Here is a 25,179-nt window from a genome sequence, read left to right on the forward strand (position 1 = left end):
ATGGAAGCTATGCAATGCTCATGTTTGCCTTGTAAGATCGATAGACTCATTGCAGAGCACGAGATAGAGCTGTTCGATAAACGTACAGTTTGGGAGCAGTAGTCACGCTGCGTTGCTCAACTAAGCGGCATTTTCGGTATAGCGTCTGTTTTCTGTGTACATAAATGTGTACATAGTGAAAATGTGGAGTAGTAGAAAATTAACAAAATCAAAGCATTATCACCAATACTCAACATTCAGATCCAAATTCTGGCGCTCAATATGTCACAGAGCCCGCCTTATGCGGGCTCTCGCGTTTATCGGTAGTACGTTTTTAATTTCCGGCGAATAGCGTCGATAAGGCGTCGCTTCCACTCTACCGTTGAAGCCCGATACTGCATAAAAATAGCGCCTTCCGCCTGCTCCCCGGCAAGCGGCAGGACAAAAAGACCGCGCTTATCGGATAAATTTTCATACCAGGGGCGCGGTACAATCGCCATTAGCGGCGCCGACTGGACAGCAGGCGCCAGTTGACTGTAATCATGACAAACAAACGCCAGCGGACGTTCAAACCCGGCACGAGCCTGCTGCCTGTCCAGTTCGTTGTTCTCTTTTGTCCACGGCAAACAGTAAATGTGTTGATAATGCTGTAGATCAGCAAAATTCAACGCTGTGGCATTCTCCAGACGTGAACGCAATGGCGCGCCATAAACCGCGATCAAACGCGTAGTCCCCACCCGCTCGTAATGCAGAGCGCTGACCTGCTTTTGATGGTCGCCAATTGCCAGCACCAAATCAACCGAGCTATCCAACAGTTCATCACGCCAGGGTCGGCGGGCAAAAGGAAGGCACTCGATCACCGCCTGATGAAGATGACCTTTCTCTGCGAGAACGGGCGTAAGCAGCGCGTTCAATGCGGGAGGAAGTACCACCCGAAAACAACGGGAGCCGTTCTCTTTATCGCCAAACAGCCCCTCATTAAGCGAAACAAACACAGGCGCCAATTTGTCACGCAGCGCCTGCGCATAAGGCGTAGCAATCTGGCGGTTCCCTTCCCGTCGAAACAACGGATCGTTTAGCGCATCGCGCAATCTCATTAGCGCATGACTTACCGCAGAAGGCGACAAAGCCAGCTTTTGCGCCGTTTTCCCCGTAGAGCTCGTCTCCAGCAGCACATAGAGTACTTTTAACAGGTTCATATCCATTTGCAGCAAGTTCATTAAACGTCTCTCTTATTGAACCTGGCTAAATTACTGCCAGGTATACTGCGGGCGCTTCAATCAGGAGAACATTATGAATCGCTATGCATTATTCTTTGTATGTATATTTTCAACATCAGCACTTCCTGCCATGGCGGCATTAGATCCTTCACAACCGTTATCACCCGCGCCTCCGTTATCACTGTTTAAAGCGTGGGCTAAGCCTATAAAGCCGTTTCAAATCACAGAAGGCGTGTGGTATGTCGGCACGAAAAATCTCTCTTCTATTCTGCTGACCACTCCGGCAGGGCATATTCTTATTGATGCGGGGTTGGATGAAAGCGCACCGCAAATTAAAGCGAATATTGAAGCGGCAGGATTCCGCCTCACAGACGTGCGCTATCTGTTGAATAGCCATGCGCGGCTGGATCAAGCGGGGGGCATGGCACGTTTGAAAGCGTGGAGCGGCGCACAATTGGTCGCCAGCCAACCCAACGCCGATCAGATGGCGAGGGGTGGACGAGAGGATTTTGCGCTTGGCGATGCGCTCCCCTTCCCGCCCGTCACCACTGATAAAATTATCCACAACCAGGAAAGCATCAGCCTCGGAGGGATAACCGTGACAGCACTATTCACGCCTGGACATCTGCCCGGCTCAACTTCCTGGCGCGTAACGCTCCGCAACGGCAAGACGCTAATTTACGCAGATAGTCTCGCCACACCTGACTATCTGCTGATTAACAACAAAAATTACCCTGACCTGGTTACTGATATTCAGAGTAGCTTTAAGACACTGGCCGCCCAGCATGTTGATATCTTTATTGCCAACAAAGGTGACCGCTTCGGGCTACTGGAGAAACGACAGCAACTTCGCAACGGCGATACACACGCATTCTTTGATTCCAATGGGTTGCAACAGTATGTGGAACGCTCGCGTCAGCGCTTCATCACACAACTTACCGCACAGCAGCCATAATGAAATGATTCACCGGCGGCGCGTCCAGGGCGCCGTTCAGGTAATTTATCTAAGTCAAAACAGAAAAACCTCACATAAAATAAACCACAGAAATGATGTTCAATTTATTGATATTTATAATAAATAATTATTAATCATAAATTTAAAATCATTACTAAAATTTATTAATCGTGTAATGCCTTAGAAAATCTCAATCGTGATACAGCGCACAAATCGTTAATCTTCGCCCCCAGTAAATTAGGGGGAAATCATGCTGTTGCACGTTCTTTATTTAATTGGCATCACTGCCGAGGCCATGACGGGCGCACTCGCTGCGGGTCGTCGTCGCATGGATACATTCGGCGTAATTATTATTGCTACCGCCACCGCCATTGGTGGAGGCTCGGTTCGCGACATTCTGCTCGGTCACTATCCGCTGGGTTGGGTGAAGCATCCCGAATATGTCATTATTGTGGCGACTGCCGCTGTATTGACCACCATTGTTGCCCCCGTCATGCCCTATTTACGCAAGCTTTTCCTGGTACTTGACGCGCTGGGGTTGGTGGTTTTCTCTATTATTGGCGCTCAGATAGCCCTTGATATGGGCGAAGGGCCAATTATCGCCGTGGTAGCCGCCGTCACTACCGGCGTCTTTGGCGGCGTGCTCCGCGATATGTTCTGCAAACGCATTCCTCTGGTGTTTCAAAAAGAGCTATATGCCGGCATTTCGTTCGCCTCAGCGGTGCTCTATATTGCGCTGCAACATTACGTCATGAATCCGGATGTCGTCGTTATCTCTACGCTACTGTTTGGCTTTACAGCAAGGTTATTAGCGCTACGTCTTAAACTTGGCCTGCCGGTATTTTATTACCGCCATGAAGGGCACTAAGACCCAAATCCGGGAATATGCTGAGCAGCCAGCCATCTGCTCAGCGTTGTGATCTGCGGATTATCCCGCCAGTCGATAACTCTCCCGGCACGACGCTCGCCCGTCGCTGGCAACTGCCGCCAGTATTGCTCTGTTCGCATTAATAACTGCTCCCATGAGCGATCGCCGCTGGCCTGTAATGCGGCCTGCGTTAAGGGGATATCCATCGCCATGATCCAGCGGGTAAACGGCTGCCGGCGCGCCAGGTTAAATTGCCGCCATATCTGCTCGCTTTTTCCTTTAGCAAAGCCTGGCGTGTTGGCTATTTGCGCTGACGTCAGGGTAAGCCAGGAGAAGATATGCTCAAAGCGATGCGTCTGATGCAAGGCCCGCCAGCTGGCTTCACCCATTCCGTCCAGACCCAACGCCGACCGTGACCCCAGCCATACCAGCCTGGAGATAAACTGTTCCTGACACGTTGCCGACGCGTAAAAGCAGGTCAGCGAGTTGAAATGGCTATCAGGCGGTACAGGCTTACTCCGCTCACGACTCCGCCAGACGACCTCATCAAGCCGGGGAATGCCTTGCCCCGCCAGACTCACCAGGATCTGATCGCCCGGCGCGATATCCCACGCTTCCCAACGTTTCACAGAGCCGATATTGACCCGTTGAACCCGCTTATCATCCAATATAACGGGGACAAGCGACGCTACTACGGTAATTTTGCCGCTTTTCCCCACCGAGAACTGAATAGCGCTCACTTGCGCGACCTGCGCTACTGGCGGATATTTCCATGCTACCAGCCAGTCGCCCTGCCCGGGTCGCCAGTATTGTGCCGCGGGCTCTTTAGCCATGCGTATCACTACGCCATCCGTCACAAAGGGCAACGCTGACGTCAGCCATGACTGGCGCGCCCGCTCGACCTCGCTGGCATTTCTTACCGCCAGGGAATATTTCTTCGTCAGACTGAATCCAGCCTTAGCAAGTTGGCTTAATCTTTCGGGCATATTTGCCGGACCATCCGGCCACGCCCAAATAAAAATACCCAACGAATTTAGCGCGGAGGCGTTATCCTGGCGCATTAACATTCCTGCGACTTTCGAGCGCGCATTCATCCCGCCCATCCGTTGCTGGATATGCCCCTCGCGCTGTAGAAAGATTTCGCCCTGCAACACCGCGTTAGCAAGCGCGCCTTGTGTTGTCTGCGGTATAGAGGGGATCAGGCGAATTTTTGGCGTCCAGTCCTCGCCTTGTAGTCCGTTACCCCGGCTAATAGCCCTGGTCAGTTTACCGTTTTGATAAACCAGCGTTACCGCTACGCCATCCACTTTTGGCTGTACCCAAAGCTCGCTGCGCCCGCGCATCCACTGTTCTACCGCCTGTCGGTCCGCGAGTTTACGTACGCCCGTGTGCGCAACAGGGTGCATTGTTGTACCGTTTAACGGCGGTGAAACCGGAGTAGATGAAACATCCTGACCAACACAGCGTTGCCACTGAACCAGCCTTGCGCTGAGTTGGTCGTACACACTATCGTCAACCGCGCTAACCCCTTGTTTCCAGTAGATGTCATTCCAGTCAGCGAGCTGTTGCTGTAAACGGGCGATTTCTTCAGCGGCCCTTGCTGGCGGCCAGGCCGGGCAAAGCGCCCCACTCTGCGAATGCCACAATAAAATTCCCCACGCCATACTTTTCCATAATCTCATCACAACCTCCTGCGCACATTGCCCGGCAGGTATAGCGCTTTAGTGAATAAAAACCGACAGGTAAAAATGCATCATCCGAGCCGCTTTCCAGATTTTTTGGTGGGTTGCTGCAACGACGCGATAAAAGCGGAAAAAGGGACGCAAAATGCAATAATCTGGCGCAAAAAGTGTGACAAAGACTACGTCGCATAACGGCGATGTGTATAATAAGCCCGTATCAAGGCTCTATTTCGATAATCACAGACGTAAGATACTCATGGCTCAAGGTACGCTTTATATTGTTTCTGCCCCCAGTGGCGCGGGTAAATCCAGCCTGATTCAGGCTTTATTAAAAACCCAACCGTTGTATGACACTCAGGTTTCCGTTTCACATACCACGCGCGCGCCGCGTCCGGGTGAAGTGCACGGTGAGCACTATTTCTTTGTAAATCATGATGAGTTTAAAACCATGATTGGCAGGGAGGCGTTTCTGGAGCACGCGGAAGTGTTTGGCAATTACTACGGCACTTCGCGCGAAACCATTGAGCAAGTGCTGGCAACCGGCGTTGATGTTTTTCTGGATATCGACTGGCAGGGCGCCCAGCAAATTCGCGAAAAGATGCCGCAAGCACGCAGCATTTTTATTTTGCCGCCATCAAAGATCGAATTGGATCGCCGTTTACGCGGCCGCGGGCAAGATAGCGAAGAAGTCATTGCCAAACGAATGGCGCAAGCGGTTGCAGAAATGAGCCATTACGCCGAATATGATTATCTTATTGTGAATGACGACTTTGATACCGCGTTAAGCGACTTGAAAACCATCATTCGCGCTGAACGTCTGCGTATGAGCCGCCAAAAGCAGCGTCATGACGCTTTAATCAGCAAATTGTTGGCAGACTGAACCCACTTTCAGTATCATGCCCAGTCATTTCTTCACCTGTGGAGCATTTTAAGTATGGCACGCGTAACTGTTCAGGACGCTGTAGAGAAAATTGGTAACCGTTTTGACCTGGTACTGGTCGCCGCGCGTCGCGCTCGTCAGATGCAGGTAGGCGGAAAGGATCCGCTGGTACCGGAAGAAAACGATAAAACTACCGTTATCGCGCTGCGCGAAATCGAAGAAGGTCTGATTAACAACCAGATTCTCGACGTCCGCGAGCGCCAGGAACAGCAAGAGCAGGAAGCCGCTGAATTACAAGCCGTTACCGCTATTGCTGAAGGTCGTCGTTAATCACAAAGCGGGTCGCCCTTGTATCTGTTTGAAAGCCTGAATCAACTGATTCAAAACTACCTGCCGGAAGACCAGATTAAGCGTCTTCGGCAGGCGTATCTCGTTGCACGTGACGCTCACGAGGGCCAGACACGTTCAAGCGGTGAACCCTATATCACGCACCCGGTAGCGGTGGCCTGTATTCTGGCCGAGATGAAACTCGACTACGAAACGCTGATGGCCGCTCTGCTGCATGACGTGATTGAAGATACCCCCGCCACCTATCAGGACATGGAACAGCTTTTCGGTAAAAGCGTTGCCGAGCTGGTAGAGGGGGTATCGAAACTTGATAAGCTCAAGTTCCGCGATAAGAAAGAGGCGCAGGCCGAAAACTTCCGCAAAATGATTATGGCGATGGTGCAGGATATCCGCGTCATTCTCATCAAACTTGCTGACCGTACCCATAACATGCGCACGCTGGGCTCGTTACGCCCGGATAAACGTCGTCGTATTGCCCGTGAAACCCTCGAAATTTACAGCCCGCTGGCACACCGTTTAGGTATCCATCACATCAAGACCGAGCTGGAAGAGCTGGGTTTTGAAGCGCTGTATCCCAATCGTTACCGCGTCATTAAAGAAGTGGTAAAAGCGGCGCGCGGCAACCGTAAAGAGATGATCCAAAAAATCCTCTCTGAAATCGAAGGACGCTTGCAAGAGGCGGGAATTCCGTGTCGCGTTAGCGGTCGCGAAAAACATCTTTACTCGATCTACTGTAAAATGGTGCTCAAAGAGCAGCGTTTTCACTCGATCATGGACATTTACGCGTTCCGCGTCATCGTTCATGACTCCGATACCTGCTATCGCGTACTCGGCCAGATGCACAGTCTCTATAAGCCGCGTCCGGGACGGGTGAAAGACTATATTGCCATTCCCAAAGCGAACGGCTATCAGTCTTTGCACACCTCGATGATCGGCCCGCACGGCGTTCCTGTTGAAGTCCAGATCCGTACCGAAGATATGGATCAGATGGCGGAAATGGGGGTCGCGGCGCACTGGGCGTATAAAGAACACGGTGAGACCAGCACCACGGCGCAGATCCGCGCCCAGCGCTGGATGCAGAGCCTGCTGGAGCTACAACAGAGCGCCGGTAGTTCGTTTGAATTTATCGAAAGCGTAAAATCCGATCTCTTCCCGGATGAGATTTACGTTTTCACCCCGGAAGGACGCATTGTCGAACTGCCCGCTGGCGCTACGCCGGTGGATTTTGCCTATGCAGTGCATACCGACATCGGCCACGCCTGCGTCGGCGCGCGTGTTGACCGCCAGCCTTATCCGCTGTCGCAGCCGCTTAGCAGCGGTCAGACCGTCGAAATTATTACCGCGCCGGGCGCGCGTCCCAACGCCGCTTGGCTGAACTTTGTCGTCAGCTCTAAAGCGCGCGCTAAAATTCGTCAGTTGCTGAAAAACCTCAAACGTGATGACTCCGTAAGCCTGGGCCGTCGTCTGCTTAACCATGCCTTAGGCGGTAGTCGTAAGCTGGCGGAAATTCCGCAGGAAAATATTCAGCGCGAATTGGATCGTATGAAGCTGGCAACGCTTGACGATCTGCTGGCGGAAATCGGTCTCGGCAACGCGATGAGCGTAGTGGTCGCGAAAAATCTGCAGCAAGGCGAAGCCGTGGTGCCGACCGTTGCGCAATCGAATCACGGCCACCTGCCGATTAAAGGCGCGGATGGCGTGCTTATCACCTTTGCGAAGTGTTGTCGTCCGATCCCAGGCGACCCGATCATCGCTCACGTAAGCCCAGGTAAAGGACTGGTGATCCACCATGAATCCTGCCGTAATATCCGTGGATACCAGAAAGAGCCAGAGAAATTTATGGCGGTCGAATGGGACAAAGAGACGGAGCAGGAATTCATTACCGAAATCAAGGTGGAAATGTTTAACCATCAGGGCGCGCTGGCTAACCTGACGGCGGCGATTAATACCACCACCTCCAATATTCAAAGCCTGAATACTGAAGAGAAAGATGGTCGCGTCTATAGTACCTTTATTCGCCTTACCGCACGCGATCGCGTACATCTGGCGAATATCATGCGCAAAATTCGCGTGATGCCAGACGTTATTAAAGTCACCCGTAACCGAAACTAGCGCTATGAATCCAAAACGTTATGCGCGTATATGCGAAATGCTCGCCAGGCGTCAGCCTGATCTCACGGTCTGCATGGAGCAAGTCCACAAACCTCATAACGTTTCTGCAATCATTCGTACCGCAGATGCCGTTGGCGTCCATGAAGTCCATGCTATCTGGCCAGGTAGCCGGATGCGCACCATGGCTTCCGCGGCGGCGGGCAGCAACAGTTGGGTACAGGTGAAAACTCACCGTACCATTGGCGATGCGGTAGCCCATTTGAAAGGACGGGGAATGCAGATTCTGGCAACCCATCTTTCTGATAAGGCCGTAGACTTTCGCGAGATTGATTACACGCGCCCGACCTGTATTCTGATGGGTCAGGAGAAAACCGGTATTACGCAGGAAGCATTAGACCTGGCGGATCGGGATATCATCATTCCGATGATCGGTATGGTACAGTCGCTGAATGTTTCCGTCGCCTCCGCGCTCATTCTTTATGAAGCCCAGCGCCAGCGACAGAACGCGGGCATGTATCTGCGTGAAAATAGCATGTTGCCGGAAGATGAACAGCAGCGCCTGCTGTTTGAGGGTGGTTATCCGGTGCTGGCGAAAGTCGCTAAACGTAAAGGTCTGCCTTATCCTCGCGTCAATCAGCAGGGCGAAATCGACGCCGATGCTGACTGGTGGGCGACGATGCAGGCGGCAGGGTAATCACCATGTCAGGCCGCTTGTTAGACGCTGTTCCGCTCAATTCCCTGACAGGCATCGGCGCAGCGCAAAGCAGTAAACTGGCGAAAATTGGCCTGCATACCGTGCAGGACCTCCTGCTCCACCTCCCTCTGCGTTACGAAGACCGTACCCATCTCTACCCTATTGGCGAACTGCTGCCTGGCATCTACGCCACCGTTGAAGGTGAAGTGCTGAACTGCAATATCACTTTCGGCGGTCGTCGGATGATGACCTGCCAGATTAGCGACGGTTCCGGCATTCTTACCATGCGCTTTTTCAATTTTAACGCGGCGATGAAAAACAGCCTGGCGACGGGACGACGTGTGCTGGCCTACGGGGAAGCGAAGCGCGGCAAGTATGGCGCAGAGATGATCCATCCGGAATATCGCCTGCAGGGCGATCTCAGCACGCCGGAACTTCAGGAAACGCTCACCCCCGTCTATCCGACCACCGAGGGCGTGAAGCAAGCGACACTGCGCAAGCTTACCGATCAGGCGCTGGAGTTGCTCGACACCTGCGCCATTGCCGAACTACTGCCGCCGGAACTGGCGCAGGGTATGATGAGCCTGCCGGAGGCGCTACGTACCTTGCATCGCCCGCCGCCGACACTCCAGCTCGCCGATTTAGAAACCGGCAAACACCCGGCGCAGCGGCGGCTTATTCTTGAAGAGCTACTGGCGCATAACCTCAGTATGCTGGCGCTTCGCGCAGGCGCGCAGCGCTACCACGCTCAGCCGCTAAGTACCAACAACATATTGAAAGACAAGCTGCTGGCGTCGTTGCCGTTTAAACCCACCAGCGCGCAGGCGCGGGTGGTGGCAGAGATCGAACGTGATATGGCGCTGGATGTGCCGATGATGCGTCTGGTTCAGGGCGACGTCGGTTCAGGGAAAACGCTGGTTGCCGCCCTGGCGGCGCTACGCGCCATCGCTCATGGTAAGCAGGTGGCGCTGATGGCGCCGACCGAATTGCTGGCTGAACAGCACGCAAATAATTTCCGCAACTGGTTCGAACCGTTGGGCGTTGAAGTGGGTTGGCTGGCCGGTAAGCAAAAAGGTAAAGCGCGTCAGGCGCAGCAAGAGGCTATTGCCAGCGGTCAGGTGCAGATGATTGTCGGCACCCACGCTATCTTTCAGGAACAGGTGCAGTTCAACGGCCTGGCGCTGGTTATTATCGATGAGCAGCACCGCTTTGGCGTCCACCAGCGGCTGGCATTGTGGGAAAAAGGCCAGCAGCAGGGCTTTCATCCGCATCAGTTGATTATGACCGCAACGCCCATTCCGCGCACCCTGGCGATGACTGCCTACGCCGATCTCGATACCTCGGTGATTGACGAGCTACCGCCGGGCCGTACCCCTGTCACTACCGTTGCGATTCCGGATACCCGTCGCCATGAAATCATTGATCGTGTGCGCAACGCCTGCACAACCGAAGGCCGTCAGGCTTACTGGGTCTGTACACTGATTGAAGAGTCAGACCTGCTGGAAGCGCAGGCGGCGGAAGCCACCTGGGAGGAGCTCAAACTGGCGTTACCGGAGTTGAATATCGGCCTGGTACACGGCCGCATGAAGCCCGCCGAAAAACAGGCGGTGATGCAGGCCTTTAAGCAGGGTGAACTGCATCTGCTGGTCGCCACTACGGTGATTGAGGTGGGGGTCGATGTTCCTAACGCCAGCCTGATGATTATTGAAAACCCGGAGCGACTGGGCCTGGCGCAGTTACACCAGCTCAGAGGGCGCGTTGGCCGTGGCGCGGTCGCATCGCACTGCGTGCTGCTCTATAAATCGCCGCTGTCGAAAACGGCGCAGAAGCGTTTACAGGTATTGCGCGACAGCAACGACGGCTTTGTGATTGCACAAAAAGATTTAGAGATTCGCGGCCCGGGGGAATTACTGGGCACGCGCCAGACGGGTAACGCCGAATTTAAAGTAGCTGATTTGCTGCGCGATCAAGCCATGATCCCCGAAGTTCAGCGTATTGCCCGTCATATTCACGAACGTTATCCGCAGCAGGCACAAGCGCTGATTGAGCGCTGGATGCCGGAAACCGAACGTTATTCCAACGCCTAGTGAGCACGGCGGCTTTAATGCCGCCGTACAAACCCTTATTGCGCGAAAATCGGTAACATCAGGTACAGCTTAATCACCAGCGCATTGACGATATCGATAAAGAACGCGCCGACCATCGGCACCACCAGGAACGCCATATGTGAGGGGCCAAAACGGTCGGTAATCGCCTGCATATTAGCAATGGCGGTCGGCGTTGCGCCCAGGCCAAAACCGCAGTGACCCGCCGCCAGCACCGCCGCATCGTAGTTTTTCCCCATCATGCGCCAGGTGACGAAGATCGCGTACAGCGCCATGAAGATGGTCTGTACCACCAGAATCGCCAGCATCGGCAGCGCCAGCGACGCCAGTTCCCACAGCTTCAGGCTCATCAGCGCCATTGCCAGGAACAGTGACAAACTCACGTTCCCCAGCACCGAAACAGCACGCTCAAATACGCGATAAAAACCCACCAGCGCCAGGCCATTACTGAGGATCACCCCAACAAATAGCACACAAACGAAGACCGGCAGTTCAAGCACCGTTCCCGCCAGTAGCTGCGCTACGATTTTGCCCACGGTCAGACAGATAGCAATCAGGGCGATAGTTTCGATTAGCACCAGAGAGGTGATCATACGACCCACATCCGGCTTTTCAAAGGCTGTCGGCACGGCCTGATCGTCAGGCATTCCATCCGGCGTGGTGGAGTGTTTCACCAGATAACGCGCTACCGGGCCGCCAATCAACCCGCCCAGCACCAGGCCAAAGGTTGCACATGCCATCGCAACTTCGGTGGCATTGGCAAAACCATAACGTTCGACAAACAGTTTACTCCACGCCGCGCCGGTACCGTGTCCGCCGGACAGCGTAATTGACCCGGCAATCAGCCCCATTAACGGGTCCAGCCCCAACAGACTCGCCATGCCGATACCGATGGCATTCTGCATCAGCAGTAATCCGACCACGACGACCAGGAAGACGCCAACAACGCGTCCCCCCTTGCGCAGGCTGGCAAGGTTGGCGTTAAGGCCGATCGTCGCGAAAAACGCCAGCATCAACGGATCGCGCAGGGTCATATCAAAGTTGACCTCCCAACCGACGCTTTTTTTCAGTACCAGCAGAGCAACCGCGACCAGTAACCCCCCCGCCACCGGCTCCGGAATCGTATATTTCTTCAGTAAGGAGACAGACTGGACCAGCTTGCGACCCAGTAGCAGCACCAGCGTGGCGGCGACAAGGGTCGATAAGGTATCGAGTTCAAACATTTAAAGCTCCTGTAGTGCGCTGTGACATGTGCGCACAAATCATTTCCTGAGTCAGTTTTTTAGCTCTTTGCGAGTCTTCGGCATGGATTTTAAGCAGAAAAAGGCAAAAAGTTATATAAAAAGGTGCATTTATCTTTTTTAAATATTAAGAATATTCGCTCGCAATCGTTTGCTTTTACCATCTGGTCAGATAAAATCACCGCTTTTCCACCACGAGAATGTCCCTGATGTCCGTTAACGCCATCGAGCCGGCAGATGCGCAACCGGTTGCGCAGACGCAAAACAGCGAATTAATTTACCGTCTTGAAGATCGCCCGCCGCTCCCTCAAACCCTTTTTGCCGCTTGTCAGCATCTGCTGGCCATGTTTGTTGCGGTAATCACGCCAGCGCTGTTAATCTGCCAGGCGTTGGGTTTACCGGCGCAGGATACGCAGCACATTATCAGCATGTCGCTGTTCGCCTCCGGCGTAGCCTCTATTATTCAAATCAAAGCGTGGGGGCCGGTAGGATCGGGGCTGTTATCCATCCAGGGAACCAGTTTTAACTTTGTCGCCCCGCTGATTATGGGCGGTACCGCGCTGAAAACCGGCGGCGCGGATGTCCCGACGATGATGGCGGCGCTGTTCGGCACGCTGATGCTGGCAAGCTGCACCGAGATGGTGCTTTCTCGCATTCTACATCTGGCGCGCCGGATTATCACGCCGTTAGTCTCCGGCGTCGTGGTGATGATTATTGGCCTGTCGCTGATTCAGGTGGGGCTAACCTCCATCGGCGGCGGCTATGCCGCAATGAGCGACAACACCTTTGGCGCACCGAAAAACCTGCTGCTGGCCGGCGTCGTCCTGGCCATTATTATCCTGCTGAATCGGCAGCGTAATCCCTACCTGCGCGTGGCTTCTTTAGTTATTGCCATGGCGGCTGGCTATCTTTTGGCCTGGTTTATGGGCATGTTGCCTGAGAATAACGCGCCGGTCTCACAGGACATCCTGATGGTGCCGACCCCGCTGTATTATGGTCTGGGCATTGACTGGAACCTGTTACTGCCGTTGATGCTGGTCTTTATGATTACGTCGCTGGAGACCATCGGCGACATCACCGCCACCTCTGATGTCTCCGAGCAGCCGGTATCCGGCCCCTTGTACATGAAACGGCTAAAGGGCGGCGTACTGGCTAACGGCCTGAACTCATTTGTTTCAGCGGTATTTAATACGTTCCCGAATTCCTGTTTCGGTCAGAACAACGGCGTAATTCAGTTGACCGGCGTCGCCAGTCGCTATGTGGGATTTGTCGTCGCGCTGATGCTGATTGTGCTCGGCCTGTTCCCGGCGGTAAGCGGTTTTGTGCAGCATATCCCGGAACCGGTGCTCGGCGGCGCCACGTTGGTGATGTTCGGCACCATTGCCGCCTCCGGGGTACGTATTGTCTCGCGTGAGCCGCTGAACCGCCGCGCGATTCTGATTATCGCCCTGTCGCTGGCCGTGGGTCTTGGCGTTTCGCAACAGCCGCAGATCCTGCAGTTCGCGCCGGAATGGGTGAAAAATCTGCTCTCATCCGGAATTGCCGCTGGCGGCATCACGGCTATCGTGTTGAACCTGATTCTCCCGCCGGAAAAACCGTAAAAACCCTGCGGCGGCGACACGATTCGCCGCTGCTGTAACGCTCTTTCACCATTCCTGTCTTGAGGATTGCACGCAAATCGTGCATAAATCCCCTATGTGCATTTCACGGGATGGAAGACCATGAAATTGATTGGGAGGTTGCTTCTCTACGTGCTGATCGCCTGTTTAGTGGTGATTTTCGGCTTTTATTTTCTGCTGCAAACGCGCTGGGGCGCAGATCATGTCAGCAACTGGGTATCAGAGAACAGCGGTTATCACCTCACATTCGACGTGATGGATCATCGTTTTTCCGCCCCATCCCATCTTTTACTGGAGAATGTGACCTTTGGTCGTGATGGTCAGCCTGCAACCCTGGTCGCGAAAACCGTAGATATCGGTCTGAGCATTCGCCAGTTAACCGCGCCGCTGCATGTCGACACGATTCTGTTACAGGACGGCACGCTGAATATTTCAGTGCAAACCGCCCCTTTCCCGTTTGAGGCCGACCGCCTGCAACTTCGCAATATGGCGCTCAATAGTCCCGGCAGCGAATGGCGGTTGAGCGCCCAGCGCGTTAACGGCGGCGTTATGCCCTGGCGCCCCGAAGCCGGTCGGGTATTAGGCAATAAAGCCCAGATCCAACTGAGCGCCGGTTCGCTGACGTTAAACGACGTTCCCGCCACGAATGTGCTTATTGAAGGCAGTATCGACCATGATCAGGTGATGTTAAACACCGTTGGCGCCGATATGGCGCGCGGAGCGTTAACCGGCGTCGCCCGGCGTAACGCTGACGGTAGTTGGGTCGTTGAAAATCTGCGGCTGAATGATATTCGGTTACAAAGCGATAAATCCCTGAGCGAGTTTTTCGCGCCGCTTACTACGGTTCCATCTTTGCAGATTGGTCGTCTTGAAGTGACGGACTCCAGCCTGCAAGGACCAGACTGGGCTGTCACCGATCTTGACCTGAGTTTGCGCAATCTGACTCTGCGCAAAGAAGACTGGCAAAGTCAGGAAGGTAAATTATCGATGAACGCCAGCGAGTTTATTTACGGCTCACTGCACTTGCTCGATCCAATCCTGAACGCCGAATTTTCACCACAGGGCGTTGCGCTACGCCAGTTCACCACCCGCTGGGAAGGCGGTATGGTCAGAACCTCCGGCGCCTGGTTACGCGAAGGCAAAGCGCTTATTCTGGACGATACCGCTATCGCCGGGCTGGAGTATACGCTGCCGGAAAACTGGAAGCAGTTATGGATGAAGCCGCTGCCCGACTGGTTGAACAGCCTGACGCTGAAAAAATTCAGCGCCAGCCGCAATCTGGTGATCGATATCGACCCGGCCTTCCCGTGGCAAATCACCGCCCTGGACGGCTACGGCGCAAACCTGGAGCTGGTACAACATCATCAATGGGGCGTCTGGAGCGGCAATGCGACCCTCAACGCCGCAGCGGCAACCTTTAACCGTGTGGACGTGCGCCGCCCGTCGCTGTCGTTGACGGCTAATGCCAGCACGGTCAACATCAGCGATCTGAGCGCGTTTACTGGAAAAGGGATACTGGAAGCCACTGCCAGCGTATCGCAACTGCCGCAGCGTCAGACGCAAATCAGCCTGAACGGACGCGGCGTACCAATGGATGTGCTACAGCAGTGGGGCTGGCCGGCATTACCGATTGCTGGCGATGGCAATATTCAGCTCACGGCCAGCGGCAATATTCAGGCCGATGCGCCGTTGAAACCGACGGTAAACGGGCAATTACACGCGGTCAACGCACAAAAGCAGCAGATAACACAGACGATGCAAGCGGGCGTGGTGTCCGGCGGTGAAGTTACGTCAACGGAGCCAACGCTGTAATTGAGGGCTTGCCCGGTGGCGATGGCGCTTACCGGGCTTACGGTTCTTGCTCATTTGTAGGCCGGATAAGCGCAGCTCACGGCGCCATCCGGCGATTCAGATTTAAAGCGTAATCACCACTTCATTTCCCTGCGGGGTGATCACTACACCCAGTTCACTTTCCGCATATGAACCGCATTTGGTACCGCTAATCTGCGTAATATTACGCAGACACAGCGTCCAGTTGCGCGCCTCGCCTTCGCCGCTCACCGTAATGGTATTGCCTGTGCGTTTCGCCTGCAGCGTAAAGATAGTCGAACCATCCGTAGCAGGGACTTCGCAGACCGCTTCGCAGCCGTCATCCAGATGGAATAACTGGAAGGCCGTACCCTCATGCCAGGCGTAATCGGGCTTCTGGCTATTGTTGCCCAGCGCCAGTAGTGTATTGTCACGCACGTACACTGGCAGGCTCAGGAAGTCATGCTGCTGTTTATGCCAGCGGCTGCCCTGCACTTCATCGTTGCGCCACAGGTGCGTCCAGCGGCCTTCTGGCAGGTAGAACTCCACGTCGCCCGCTTCACTAAATACCGGCGCTACCATGACCGCATCTCCCAGCATGTACTGGCGATCAAGATAATCACACGCCGGATCGTCCGGGAACTCCAGCATCATCGCCCGCATCATGGGCGTACCGGCTTCGTTGGCACGCGCCGCTTCCCGATACAGATATGGCATCATCCGGCACTTCTGTTCGGTGAAGAAGCGCACCACGTCACAGGACTCGTCGTCATAGGCCCACGGAACCCGGTAGGATTTGCTACCGTGCAGGCGGCTGTGGCTGGAAAGCAAGCCGAATGCGCACCAACGCTTGTAGACATGCGCCGGCGCGGTATTCTCGAATCCGCCAATATCATGGCTCCAGAAGCCAAACCCTGACAGGCCGATGGACAGCCCGCCGCGCAGGCTTTCCGCCATCGATTCGTAGTTGGCGTAGCAGTCGCCGCCCCAGTGCACCGGGAACTGTTGCGCGCCCACCGAGGCGGAACGGGCGAACAGCACCGCCTCTTCAACGCCGACGGTCTCTTTCAGCACGTTCCACACCAGTTCGTTGTAGATGTAGGCATAATGGTTGTGCATTTTCTGTGGATCAGAACCATCAAACCACTGCACATCCGTTGGAATGCGTTCACCGAAGTCAGTTTTGAAGCAGTCCACTCCCATCTCCACCAGGCCCTTCAGCTTGTCGGCATACCATTCGCAGGCTTGCGGGTTGGTGAAGTCGTAAATCGCCAGTCCCGGCTGCCATTTATCCCACTGCCACAAGGAGCCGTCCGGGCGTTTTAGCAAATATCCTTTCTCTTTCAGCTCCTGGAAGACCGGGGATTTCTGGCCGATGTAGGGGTTAATCCACACGCAGACTTTCAGCCCTTTCGCTTTCAGGCGGCGAATCATCCCTTTCGGATCGGGGAAAGTCACCGGGTCCCATTCAAAATCGCACCACTGAAAAGCTTTCATCCAGAAACAGTCGAAGTGGAAGACGTGCAGCGGCAGATTGCGCTCGGCCATACCGTCGATAAAACTGTTAACGGTCGCTTCGTCGTAGTTGGTGGTGAATGAGGTGGTCAGCCACAGGCCAAACGACCAGGCAGGCGGCAGCGCCGGACGACCCGTAAATTGGGTATAGCGGTTCAGCACGTCTTTCGGGGTCGGGCCGTCGATGACGAAGTATTCCAGATACTCGCTCTCGACGCTGAACTGGACTTTGGAGACTTTCTCGGAGCCAATTTCAAACGACACGCACTGCGGATGGTTTACCAGCACACCGTAGCCACGGTTGGTGATATAGAACGGGATATTCTTGTACGATTGCTCGGTGCTGGTGCCGCCGTCGCGGTTCCAGGTCTCCACCGTCTGACCGTTGCGCACCAGTGCGGTAAAACGCTCGCCAAGCCCGTAGACGGTTTCGCCCACGCCGAGATCCAGACGCTCGAACATGTAGTTGCGCCCGCTGTTGGTGTCCTGCACATAGCCGTTATTTTTCAACTGGCTACCGGTGATACGTACACCGTTGCGCAGAAAATCCAGAGACCAGAGCTCGCCTTTGGTGACGCGCACGCTCAGGCTGCCGCTCTTGAGTTCGGCAAATTCGGCGTTGTTCCGCATCTCCACGTTGATATCTTGCAAGACATTGAGCGGATAATGTGGGCCGTTATCCAAAGCGCCCTGGAAGTGTTCCATCCGTACACCTATCACTCCTTCCTGCGGCGAGAAAAAGCGTAGGGTAAACAACGGGGTATCCAGTTGCCAGGTTCGTTCGCGGACATCACGCGGCGCGGCATAGATCACCATCTCATTCCCGTGCTGTTCAACGTCGAACACCTGAACCGGGTGAATCAAATTAAGGCCAGGCTGGATCAGCCAGTTTCCGTCGCTAATTTTCATAGTCTGTTCCTTTAGTTTTGCAATTCTTTATGGGTAAATTCTTGTTCGTTGCGGTGTGCGCCCTGCGCCAGTTGTTCCAGAATGGTTTTCAGGAACGGGCTTTTCAGGGTGTAGTAGCGTTTAGCGATCGCGGCGCTCAGCAGATAACAGATGGCCGGGACGATAGTGAACAGAGCGATGATGATGCTGATCGTGGCGCTGTTTTGCGTTTTCGCCGCCGCGTCGTAACCGCCGCCTGCCAGCATCCAGCCAATCAGCGCCCCGCCGAGGGCAAGACCCAGTTTCAGCACAAACAACGTGCCGGCAAAACTGATCCCCGTCAGGCGTTTGCCGTTACACCATTCGCCGTAGTCGACGGTGTCAGACATCATCACCCACTGGATAGGCGTGACTAACTGGTGCAATACGCCAATCACAAAGATAAAGACGAACATAGCGATCGTGGCGTGCATCGGTACGAAGAACATCGCCACGCTGATTACTGCGAGTAAAGCATTGGTCCACCAGAAAACGCTCACTTTGCATTTCCAGTCGGTCAACGGTTTTGCCAGCGCCGAGCCAATCAGGTTGCCGACGCAATAGGTGGTGAGGAAGGCGACAAACACGCCCGGTTTGCCCAATATCCAGGTGACGTAATACATCATCGCCCCGCCGCGCACGCATACCGCCAGAATATTCAGGATGGTGAGCATGCCGACTATGCGCCACTGGTCGTTGTGCCAGATATCACGCAGGTCTTCACGCATGGAGGTATGGGTGGCAGGCGCTTCAACGCGCTCTTTGGTGGTAAAGAAACAGAACGCCAGCATCAGGAACGCCACCACCGAGAGCGCCGCGATACCCCCCTGGAAGCCCAGCGCCTTATTCTCGCCGCCAATCAGTTTCACCAGAGGCATCATCAGTACGGTAGAAAGCATTCCGCCCGCCATTGCCAGCACAAAGCGCCAGGATTGCAGGGAGATACGCTGCGTTGGGTCATTGGTTATTACACCCCCCAACGCGCAGTAAGGGATGTTGACCACAGTATACAGAAGGGTGAGCAACGTGTAGGTGATGGCGGCATAAATCATTTTGCCGTTCAGACTGAGATCCGGCGTGCTATAAGCCAGCACACAAACGATACCAAACGGCAACGCGCCAAACAGCACCCAGGGTCGGAATTTGCCCCAGCGAGAGCGGGTGCGGTCGGCCAGCAGGCCCATGCAAGGGTCGGAGATGGCATCAAGCGCACGCGCCAGTAAAAACATGGTGCCAACAAAACCAGCGGGAATGCCGAAAATATCGGTATAGAAGAACATCATATATAACATGACGTTATCAAAGATGATGTGGCTCGCGGCATCGCCCATACCATAGCCAATCTTCTCCTTAACGGAGAGAATCTCACTTTTCATTACGCATCCTTAACGCTTACAACGCTCACTGATACCGGTTACAGTTTTTGTAAACCTTCCCTGCGAGCGTGAATATTCCGTTATTTGGTTATCAAATTACGATTCTTGTTTTCTGTGATCAGGGTAGCGCCAAAAAGTGTGATGAAATGTAACTAATGGATTTTATGGGGGTTTATATGAAACCGATCATGGCAGAAGGAAAGGGAAGTTAAAAAAGCACGGGAGGGGATGTGGAAACGTCAGGAAGTAGCTATAATGCGCGCGCCTCCATGTAGCAATCGAGGCGCGGAAGATCGTCGTCTCCGGTGAGGCGGCTGGACTTCAAATCCAGTTGGGGCCGCCAGCGGTCCCGGGCAGGTTCGACTCCTGTGATCTTCCGCCAATTTGCCTCTTCTGAACTCTCCCGACGTCAACAAACCCCCGTTTAATCCCTTATATATCAGGCGTTCCTTGTATCCTCAAGTCAACCGACTTCAACCCACATCAAGTTGTTTTTGGGGGTGTATTAGGGGGTGCCATTTCCCTCTTAAAATATCAGCACCCCCATAATGGTAAAAATGTGAGATATAACAATGGGTTTTAAAGATATCTTTGTTATACAAGGGGTGCATTGAGGGTATCAGGTCGATTACTAGCGGAAATCCCCCCAGGAGGATGGATTCATCAAAAGCCGGAGGATGTCATGGCGCTAACCGATGTTAAAGTGAAAACCGCGAAGCCAAAAGAAAAGCCCTATAAGCTGGCTGATGGCGGCGGTATGTATCTGCTGATTAACGCTAATGGTTCCAAATACTGGCGAATGAAGTACCGCTTCGCCGGTAAAGAAAAGATGCTGTCCATTGGCGTCTACCCCGATGTTTCACTGGCCGACGCGCGCGAAAAACGCAGCGAAGCCAGAAAAATTCTCGCTGCTGGAGGCGATCCGGGTGAAGTAAAGAAAGAAGAGAAAGTGGCCCAGCAAATGAGTTTGAAAAACACTTTCGAAGCCGTTGCTCGCGAGTGGCATCAAACCAAAGCCGATCGCTGGTCATTACGCTATCGTGATGAAATCATCGATACCTTTGAAAAAGATATCTTCCCCTACATCGGCAAACGTCCTATAGCCGAAATCAAACCAATGGAACTACTGGAAGCACTGCGTAAGATGGAGAAACGTGGAGCGCTGGAGAAAATGCGCAAAGTCCGCCAGCGCTGTGGCGAGGTGTTCCGCTATGCAATTGTCACAGGTAGGGCCGACTACAACCCCGCTCCCGACCTTGCCAGCGCATTAGCTACGCCGAAAAAAGTACATTTCCCCTTCCTTACTGCTAATGAACTTCCCCACTTCCTTAACGATCTGGCGGGCTATACCGGCAGCGTTATCACGAAAACAGCGACTCAGATCATTATGTTAACCGGTGTGCGTACGCAAGAACTGCGTTTCGCACGCTGGGAGGATATCGATTTTGAGGCAAAATTGTGGGAGATTCCGGCAGAGGTAATGAAGATGAAACGGCCTCACATTGTGCCGCTCTCAGAGCAGGTCATTGCCCTGTTTAAGCAACTTGAACCGATCTCAGGGCATCACCCGCTAGTTTTTATCGGCAGGAACGATCCTCGCAAGCCTATCAGCAAGGAAAGCATCAATCAGGTTATTGAGTTATTGGGGTACAAAGGCAGACTAACGGGGCATGGCTTCCGCCACACGATGAGTACCATCCTGCATGAGCAGGGCTTTAACTCAGCGTGGATTGAAACTCAACTTGCCCATATTGATAAGAATGCGATTCGTGGCACGTATAACCACGCTCAATATCTGGATGGGCGTCGGGAGATGATGCAGTGGTATGCGGATTACATTGGTGAACTGGGGAAAGGCGGGGGTGTGGTAGAGGGGACATTTAGGAAGACAGCATAAATCAATAAATAGCCATCTGGCAGTAAAGATGGCTATTTTTTTAGCAAAGTGGCATAAGGCCCTTCAGCCATCGGGATATCTTGCTGCGCATCCTCCGGGGCGTGAAAAGCGGCCATCCCTTGAGTTTTATAAACTAACTCACTTTCATCAGAGAAAAGCACTGCATCACCATCAAAAGCAATGCGCACTTGCCCTTCCGGAATATCAGATGCGTCAGAAGGCGGATCTTTCAGGATTGCAGCGGCGCAGAATCGGGAATCAATCACCTTTTGCTCATCTTCAACATTGGTTGTTAAAAACAGATCCACATCAAAAGCATCCAGGTAATCGGCGACAGTTTCACCTGCCGTAAAGGCAGAGCGAGTGATATCGAGCCTGTCATAGCGGATAGTATTCAGAACGCGGATACCCGTATCAGGGCTGTTACGCGACATTACAACAACCTCAACCAGCAGTGATTTCTCTAATGCTTCTTTTAAAATTTCTCTGACATATCCATTAATTTCATCAAAAGGTTTTAATAACACAGTTAATTCATAATTAGTTGATTTACATATTACATATTCAGTTGGTGCAACTGTTGTTCTAAGTTGTCTGGTAGTGGGAAATTTACTGTTTTCAGTTCCTAATATTTTTCGAATAAAAGTCGTCTTTCCAGCCCCCGTATCACCTAAAAGATATATTTTAGGTATTCCTTTCGGTATTGGGCTTACTTCATCTAATTGATGCTGTATTTCGCTATATTTACTCACAATTGTGCCTTTTAACTGATGATAATTTAGATATGGCTGGCAGTTGGTACAGCTAGCCTAAAAGTCACATCGTCCAATGATTCGAAATAACTTCCGCTTGTTTTAAAATTAACTCCACCGCCCCTGGTGTTTTATCGGGCGGATACTTATAACGACGCAGAGTCTGGCGAACCAGGATACGCAATCTGGCACGCACACTCTCGCGCACCTGCCAGTCAACGGTAGTTGATTGCCGTAGTTTCAGCGTCACTTCTATCGCCAACTTTTTAAGCACTTCATCACCTAACTCCCTGACAGCACTTTCATTTTCTGCCAGGGCGTCGTAGAAGGCGATCTCGTCAGGATTCAGGCCAAGAGCATCATCACGCGCCATTGCGGACTGAAAATCCTTCGCCATCTGGATCAGCTCTTCAATCACCTGCGCCGTTTCAATAGCCCGGTTGTTGTATTTAATCAACACCGCCTGAAGACGTTCAGAATACTTCTTCTCCTGTACTACGTTATTTTTAGTGCGGGACTGGATACCATCATTAATCAGTTTTTCCAGCAACTCCACCGCCAGGTTGCGATACGGCATATCACGGACTTCCTGCAAAAACTCATCAGAAAGTAAGCCGATATTGGGTTTATCCAGTCCGGCCAGCGTGAAAATATCATCCACGCCGTTAGCAATAACGGCATTATCCAGAATCTGTTTCAGCGCGGAGTTCTTCTCAGCCTGACTTATTTTTTTGTCCACACTGGTGAATTTGCTGATAGCAGCTTTTACCGCAGACAAGAAAGCAATCTCCAGTTTATAAGGCTGCGCCGCATCCAGCGTACAACAAAGCGACCAGGCTTTGGTAATTGCCAGTACGTTATCAAGAAAACGCTTCTTGCCGTCTTCAAGGCCGAGCACGTAGTTTGCAACCGGCACCAACACCTTCTGTGCATGCGCTTCAAAGCCGGTGTAATCAAAACCCGCTGATGTTGCCGTTTTGGCAAACATACCGTGGATGATGTCCAGCTTTTCCAGCATGATTGCCAGCGCTTCTTCAGCGTTAATAGTCGCATCACCTTTGCCGTTTGCATCTGTATAGGTTTTCAGCGCCAGTTTCAGTTCATTGGCGATACCGATGTAATCCACCACTAATCCGCCGGGTTTATCTTTGAATACCCGGTTGACTCGGGCAATGGCCTGCATCAGGTTATGTCCGCGCATTGGCTTGTCGATATACATGGTGTGACAGCAAGGGGCGTCAAAGCCGGTCAGCCACATATCGCGCACAATCACCAGCTTCAGCGGATCGTTCACATTCTTGAAACGTGACTCTAGTCGTTTTTTAGTTCGCTTGTTGTAGACATGCGGTTGCAGCATGGCCTTATCGGATGCTGTACCGGTCATTACGATCTTGATTTGCCCTTTTTCAGGATCGTCATCGTGCCACTCTGGACGTAGCGCGATAATTTCATCGTAAAGATGGACGCAGATTTCACGGCTCATCGCGACAATCATCGCCTTGCCATCCATTACGGTATTGCGCTTCTCAAAGTGAGAAATAAGATCGGCAGCAACCTGTTGGAGACGAGGTTTAGCCCCAACCAGTTTCTCCAGACGGCTCCATTCACCTTTGGTTTTTTCACGCTGGTCCAGTTCATCGTCTTCAATCAGTTCATCAACCTGATCGGACAGTGCCGCCAGTTCTTCATGATTAAGATCGAGTTTCGCCAGCCGGGATTCATAGTGAATAGGCACAGTTGCGCCATCGTCCACGGCATCCTGAATATCATAAATCGAAACGTAATCGCCAAATACAGCGCGGGTATCTCGATCCTCTTCCGAAACTGGCGTTCCGGTAAACCCGAGAAACGAGGCGTTAGGCAGCGCGTCGCGCATATGTTTAGCGTAACCGTATTTATAGATACCCGTTTCCCGGTCCAGATTGGCTTTCATACCGTACTGGCTGCGGTGCGCTTCATCGGAAATAACGACGATATTACTGCGCCCATTGAGAACCGGATGGGCGTTTTCCCCTTCCTCCGGGGAGAACTTCTGCACAGTGGTAAAGATAATGCCGCCAGCATCGCGGGTTGCAAGCAGTTCACGCAATGCCTCGCGATCATCAGCCTGCACTGGCATCTGTTTGAGCAGTTCCTGCGCCTGGCAGAAGGTGCCATAAAGCTGACCGTCCAGATCGTTACGATCGGTTACAACCACAATCGTCGGGTTGCCCATCTCCGGCTGTTGCAACAATTTGCCGACGTAGCAACACATGGAGATGCTTTTACCGGAACCCTGCGTATGCCAGACCACACCTGCTTTCTTACTGCCTGGTTGGATGTTGCTGTGCAGAGCCAGTTGCTTACCGGTAGAAGCGACGATCGTCGCCTGCACGGCTTCACGTACCGCGTGGAACTGGTGATAACCGGCTATTTTTTTAATCAGCCTTTCATCGTTGCTCTCGAACAGGACGAAGTAACGGATATAGTCGAGCAGCAGTTCCCGGTTAAAGAACCCCCGTACCATGGTCTCCAGTTGCCATTCCAGCAACGGCTTGTCATTTTCATTACTGATGGTCTTCCACGGCATAAAACGTTCTTCCGTGGCCGTCAGAGAGCCCACACGCGCCAGATAGCCATCGCTGACAATCAGCGCTTCATTGCTGATAAACAGATCGCGGATTTCATCTTTATAGGTCTGTAGCTGATGGTAGGCATCCCAGATATCTACTTTGTCGTCGATGGGGCTTTTCAGTTCCACCACCGCCAGCGGCAGTCCGTTAATAAAGCAGATGATATCCGGCCGACGCGGCTGTTTCGTTCCACTGATGGTCACCTGATTGACTACCATAAAACGGTTGTTTTGCGGCTGGTTAAAATCCACCAGCAGAGCGTGATCGTGGATAAGTTCTTCGTCGCAGCGGTACTGAACCGGTACCCCTTCCAGCAGCCAGTGATGAAAGGCTTTGTTACTGGCAATCAGATCAGGGCTTTCAGCGCGAGTAATACGGGAGATAACCTGTTCGAAGACGTCAGCGGGTAGATGCGGGTTGATTTTTTGCAGACAGGAGGTTAACACGGGCGTCAGGAACACATCATGATAGCTGGCGCGTTGCGGGTTACTGCCATCAGGGGCAATATCCGGCCCGTGATGAATTTCCCAGCCTTGTTCGGCAAACCAGCCCAGGCAAAGCTGTTCTAAGTCGTCTTCAGTCAGCATC

At 53.0% G+C, this 25,179-nt stretch carries 16 protein-coding genes, 1 tRNA gene and 1 pseudogene; 11 read left to right on the forward strand and 7 right to left on the reverse strand.

Features of this window, described 5'->3' with window-relative positions:
• Nucleotides 1-296 precede the first annotated feature (296 nt).
• Nucleotides 297-1,199 (reverse strand): LysR family transcriptional regulator, encoded by a 903-nt coding sequence (locus NA986_RS14330; RefSeq protein ID WP_070793966.1) that lies wholly within the window; start codon nt 1,197-1,199, stop codon nt 297-299.
• 73 nt (nt 1,200-1,272) lie between these two features.
• Between NA986_RS14330 and NA986_RS14335 the strand changes: the two genes are divergently transcribed.
• Together NA986_RS14335 and NA986_RS14340 are read left to right on the forward strand one after the other, a co-directional pair.
• On the forward strand, nt 1,273-2,154 hold the full coding sequence (locus tag NA986_RS14335; protein WP_023216810.1) for an HARLDQ motif MBL-fold protein: 882 nt from the start codon (nt 1,273-1,275) through the stop codon (nt 2,152-2,154).
• Between the two features lie 250 nt (nt 2,155-2,404).
• Nucleotides 2,405-3,022 (forward strand): trimeric intracellular cation channel family protein, encoded by a 618-nt coding sequence (locus NA986_RS14340; protein ID WP_000924334.1) that lies wholly within the window; start codon nt 2,405-2,407, stop codon nt 3,020-3,022.
• On the opposite strand, the gene ligB is transcribed toward NA986_RS14340, so the two are convergent.
• On the reverse strand, nt 3,019-4,704 hold the full coding sequence (ligB, locus tag NA986_RS14345; protein ID WP_023216811.1) for an NAD-dependent DNA ligase LigB: 1,686 nt from the start codon (nt 4,702-4,704) through the stop codon (nt 3,019-3,021). The genes NA986_RS14340 and ligB overlap by 4 nt on opposite strands.
• A gap of 256 nt (nt 4,705-4,960) precedes the next feature.
• Between ligB and gmk the strand changes: the two genes are divergently transcribed.
• The 5 genes from gmk to recG are packed head-to-tail and all read left to right on the forward strand — an operon-like array spanning nt 4,961 to nt 10,825.
• Nucleotides 4,961-5,584, forward strand: coding sequence for a guanylate kinase (gmk, locus tag NA986_RS14350; protein WP_000046966.1), 624 nt, complete (start codon nt 4,961-4,963; stop codon nt 5,582-5,584).
• 54 nt (nt 5,585-5,638) lie between these two features.
• Nucleotides 5,639-5,914, forward strand: a complete 276-nt coding sequence (rpoZ, locus tag NA986_RS14355) for a DNA-directed RNA polymerase subunit omega (protein WP_000135058.1) — start codon at nt 5,639-5,641, stop codon at nt 5,912-5,914.
• A gap of 18 nt (nt 5,915-5,932) precedes the next feature.
• Nucleotides 5,933-8,044, forward strand: coding sequence for a bifunctional GTP diphosphokinase/guanosine-3',5'-bis pyrophosphate 3'-pyrophosphohydrolase (gene spoT / locus NA986_RS14360; RefSeq protein ID WP_000280467.1), 2,112 nt, complete (start codon nt 5,933-5,935; stop codon nt 8,042-8,044).
• A 4-nt stretch (nt 8,045-8,048) separates the two neighbouring features.
• On the forward strand, nt 8,049-8,738 hold the full coding sequence (gene trmH / locus NA986_RS14365; RefSeq protein WP_001068436.1) for a tRNA (guanosine(18)-2'-O)-methyltransferase TrmH: 690 nt from the start codon (nt 8,049-8,051) through the stop codon (nt 8,736-8,738).
• Between the two features lie 5 nt (nt 8,739-8,743).
• The gene (gene recG, locus NA986_RS14370) at nt 8,744-10,825 is read left to right on the forward strand and encodes an ATP-dependent DNA helicase RecG (RefSeq protein ID WP_017442022.1); all 2,082 of its coding nucleotides are present in this window, start codon (nt 8,744-8,746) and stop codon (nt 10,823-10,825) included.
• A 35-nt stretch (nt 10,826-10,860) separates the two neighbouring features.
• On the opposite strand, the gene gltS is transcribed toward recG, so the two are convergent.
• Complete coding sequence (gltS, locus tag NA986_RS14375) at nt 10,861-12,066, reverse strand: sodium/glutamate symporter (protein ID WP_000462250.1); 1,206 nt, start codon at nt 12,064-12,066, stop codon at nt 10,861-10,863.
• 227 nt (nt 12,067-12,293) lie between these two features.
• On the opposite strand from gltS, the gene xanP reads away from it, so the two are divergent.
• Both xanP and NA986_RS14385 read left to right on the forward strand, forming a co-directional pair.
• Nucleotides 12,294-13,685, forward strand: a complete 1,392-nt coding sequence (gene xanP / locus NA986_RS14380) for a xanthine/proton symporter XanP (RefSeq protein ID WP_000115428.1) — start codon at nt 12,294-12,296, stop codon at nt 13,683-13,685.
• A gap of 120 nt (nt 13,686-13,805) precedes the next feature.
• Nucleotides 13,806-15,515, forward strand: a complete 1,710-nt coding sequence (locus NA986_RS14385) for an AsmA family protein (protein ID WP_023216814.1) — start codon at nt 13,806-13,808, stop codon at nt 15,513-15,515.
• A 102-nt stretch (nt 15,516-15,617) separates the two neighbouring features.
• On the opposite strand, the gene yicI is transcribed toward NA986_RS14385, so the two are convergent.
• The gene (yicI, locus tag NA986_RS14390; protein WP_023216815.1) at nt 15,618-17,936 is read right to left on the reverse strand and encodes an alpha-xylosidase; all 2,319 of its coding nucleotides are present in this window, start codon (nt 17,934-17,936) and stop codon (nt 15,618-15,620) included.
• An 11-nt stretch (nt 17,937-17,947) separates the two neighbouring features.
• Nucleotides 17,948-19,330, reverse strand: coding sequence for a glycoside-pentoside-hexuronide family transporter (locus NA986_RS14395; RefSeq protein ID WP_023216816.1), 1,383 nt, complete (start codon nt 19,328-19,330; stop codon nt 17,948-17,950).
• Nucleotides 19,331-19,617: 287 nt separating this feature from the next.
• Here NA986_RS14395 and NA986_RS14400 point away from each other — a divergent pair.
• Together NA986_RS14400 and NA986_RS14405 are read left to right on the forward strand one after the other, a co-directional pair.
• A tRNA-Sec gene (locus NA986_RS14400) sits at nt 19,618-19,712 on the forward strand.
• Nucleotides 19,713-20,012: 300 nt separating this feature from the next.
• Complete coding sequence (locus tag NA986_RS14405; protein WP_023216817.1) at nt 20,013-21,227, forward strand: tyrosine-type recombinase/integrase; 1,215 nt, start codon at nt 20,013-20,015, stop codon at nt 21,225-21,227.
• Nucleotides 21,228-21,262: 35 nt separating this feature from the next.
• On the opposite strand, the pseudogene NA986_RS14410 reads toward NA986_RS14405, so the two are convergent.
• Both NA986_RS14410 and NA986_RS14415 read right to left on the reverse strand, forming a co-directional pair.
• Nucleotides 21,263-21,691 (reverse strand): annotated as a pseudogene (locus NA986_RS14410) (5'-nucleotidase); the annotation flags it as partial.
• Between the two features lie 352 nt (nt 21,692-22,043).
• Nucleotides 22,044-25,178, reverse strand: coding sequence for a type I restriction endonuclease subunit R (locus tag NA986_RS14415; RefSeq protein ID WP_070793964.1), 3,135 nt, complete (start codon nt 25,176-25,178; stop codon nt 22,044-22,046).
• Between the last annotated feature and the right edge of the window lies 1 nt (nt 25,179).

The organism is Salmonella sp. NW177 (assembly GCF_051811585.1).
Taxonomy (GTDB): domain Bacteria; phylum Pseudomonadota; class Gammaproteobacteria; order Enterobacterales; family Enterobacteriaceae; genus Salmonella; species Salmonella enterica.

Bases quoted from the DNA above. Each gene is read 5' to 3' on its own strand.
- NA986_RS14330 (WP_070793966.1), bottom strand. From the start codon at position 1,199: ATGAACTTGCTGCAAATGGATATGAACCTGTTAAAAGTACTCTATGTG.
- NA986_RS14335 (WP_023216810.1), top strand. From the start codon at position 1,273: ATGAATCGCTATGCATTATTCTTTGTATGTATATTTTCAACATCAGCA.
- NA986_RS14340 (WP_000924334.1), top strand. From the start codon at position 2,405: ATGCTGTTGCACGTTCTTTATTTAATTGGCATCACTGCCGAGGCCATG.
- ligB (WP_023216811.1), bottom strand. From the start codon at position 4,704: ATGAGATTATGGAAAAGTATGGCGTGGGGAATTTTATTGTGGCATTCG.
- gmk (WP_000046966.1), top strand. From the start codon at position 4,961: ATGGCTCAAGGTACGCTTTATATTGTTTCTGCCCCCAGTGGCGCGGGT.
- rpoZ (WP_000135058.1), top strand. From the start codon at position 5,639: ATGGCACGCGTAACTGTTCAGGACGCTGTAGAGAAAATTGGTAACCGT.
- trmH (WP_001068436.1), top strand. From the start codon at position 8,049: ATGAATCCAAAACGTTATGCGCGTATATGCGAAATGCTCGCCAGGCGT.
- recG (WP_017442022.1), top strand. From the start codon at position 8,744: ATGTCAGGCCGCTTGTTAGACGCTGTTCCGCTCAATTCCCTGACAGGC.
- gltS (WP_000462250.1), bottom strand. From the start codon at position 12,066: ATGTTTGAACTCGATACCTTATCGACCCTTGTCGCCGCCACGCTGGTG.
- xanP (WP_000115428.1), top strand. From the start codon at position 12,294: ATGTCCGTTAACGCCATCGAGCCGGCAGATGCGCAACCGGTTGCGCAG.
- NA986_RS14385 (WP_023216814.1), top strand. From the start codon at position 13,806: ATGAAATTGATTGGGAGGTTGCTTCTCTACGTGCTGATCGCCTGTTTA.
- yicI (WP_023216815.1), bottom strand. From the start codon at position 17,936: ATGAAAATTAGCGACGGAAACTGGCTGATCCAGCCTGGCCTTAATTTG.
- NA986_RS14395 (WP_023216816.1), bottom strand. From the start codon at position 19,330: ATGAAAAGTGAGATTCTCTCCGTTAAGGAGAAGATTGGCTATGGTATG.
- NA986_RS14405 (WP_023216817.1), top strand. From the start codon at position 20,013: ATGGCGCTAACCGATGTTAAAGTGAAAACCGCGAAGCCAAAAGAAAAG.
- NA986_RS14415 (WP_070793964.1), bottom strand. From the start codon at position 25,178: ATGCTGACTGAAGACGACTTAGAACAGCTTTGCCTGGGCTGGTTTGCC.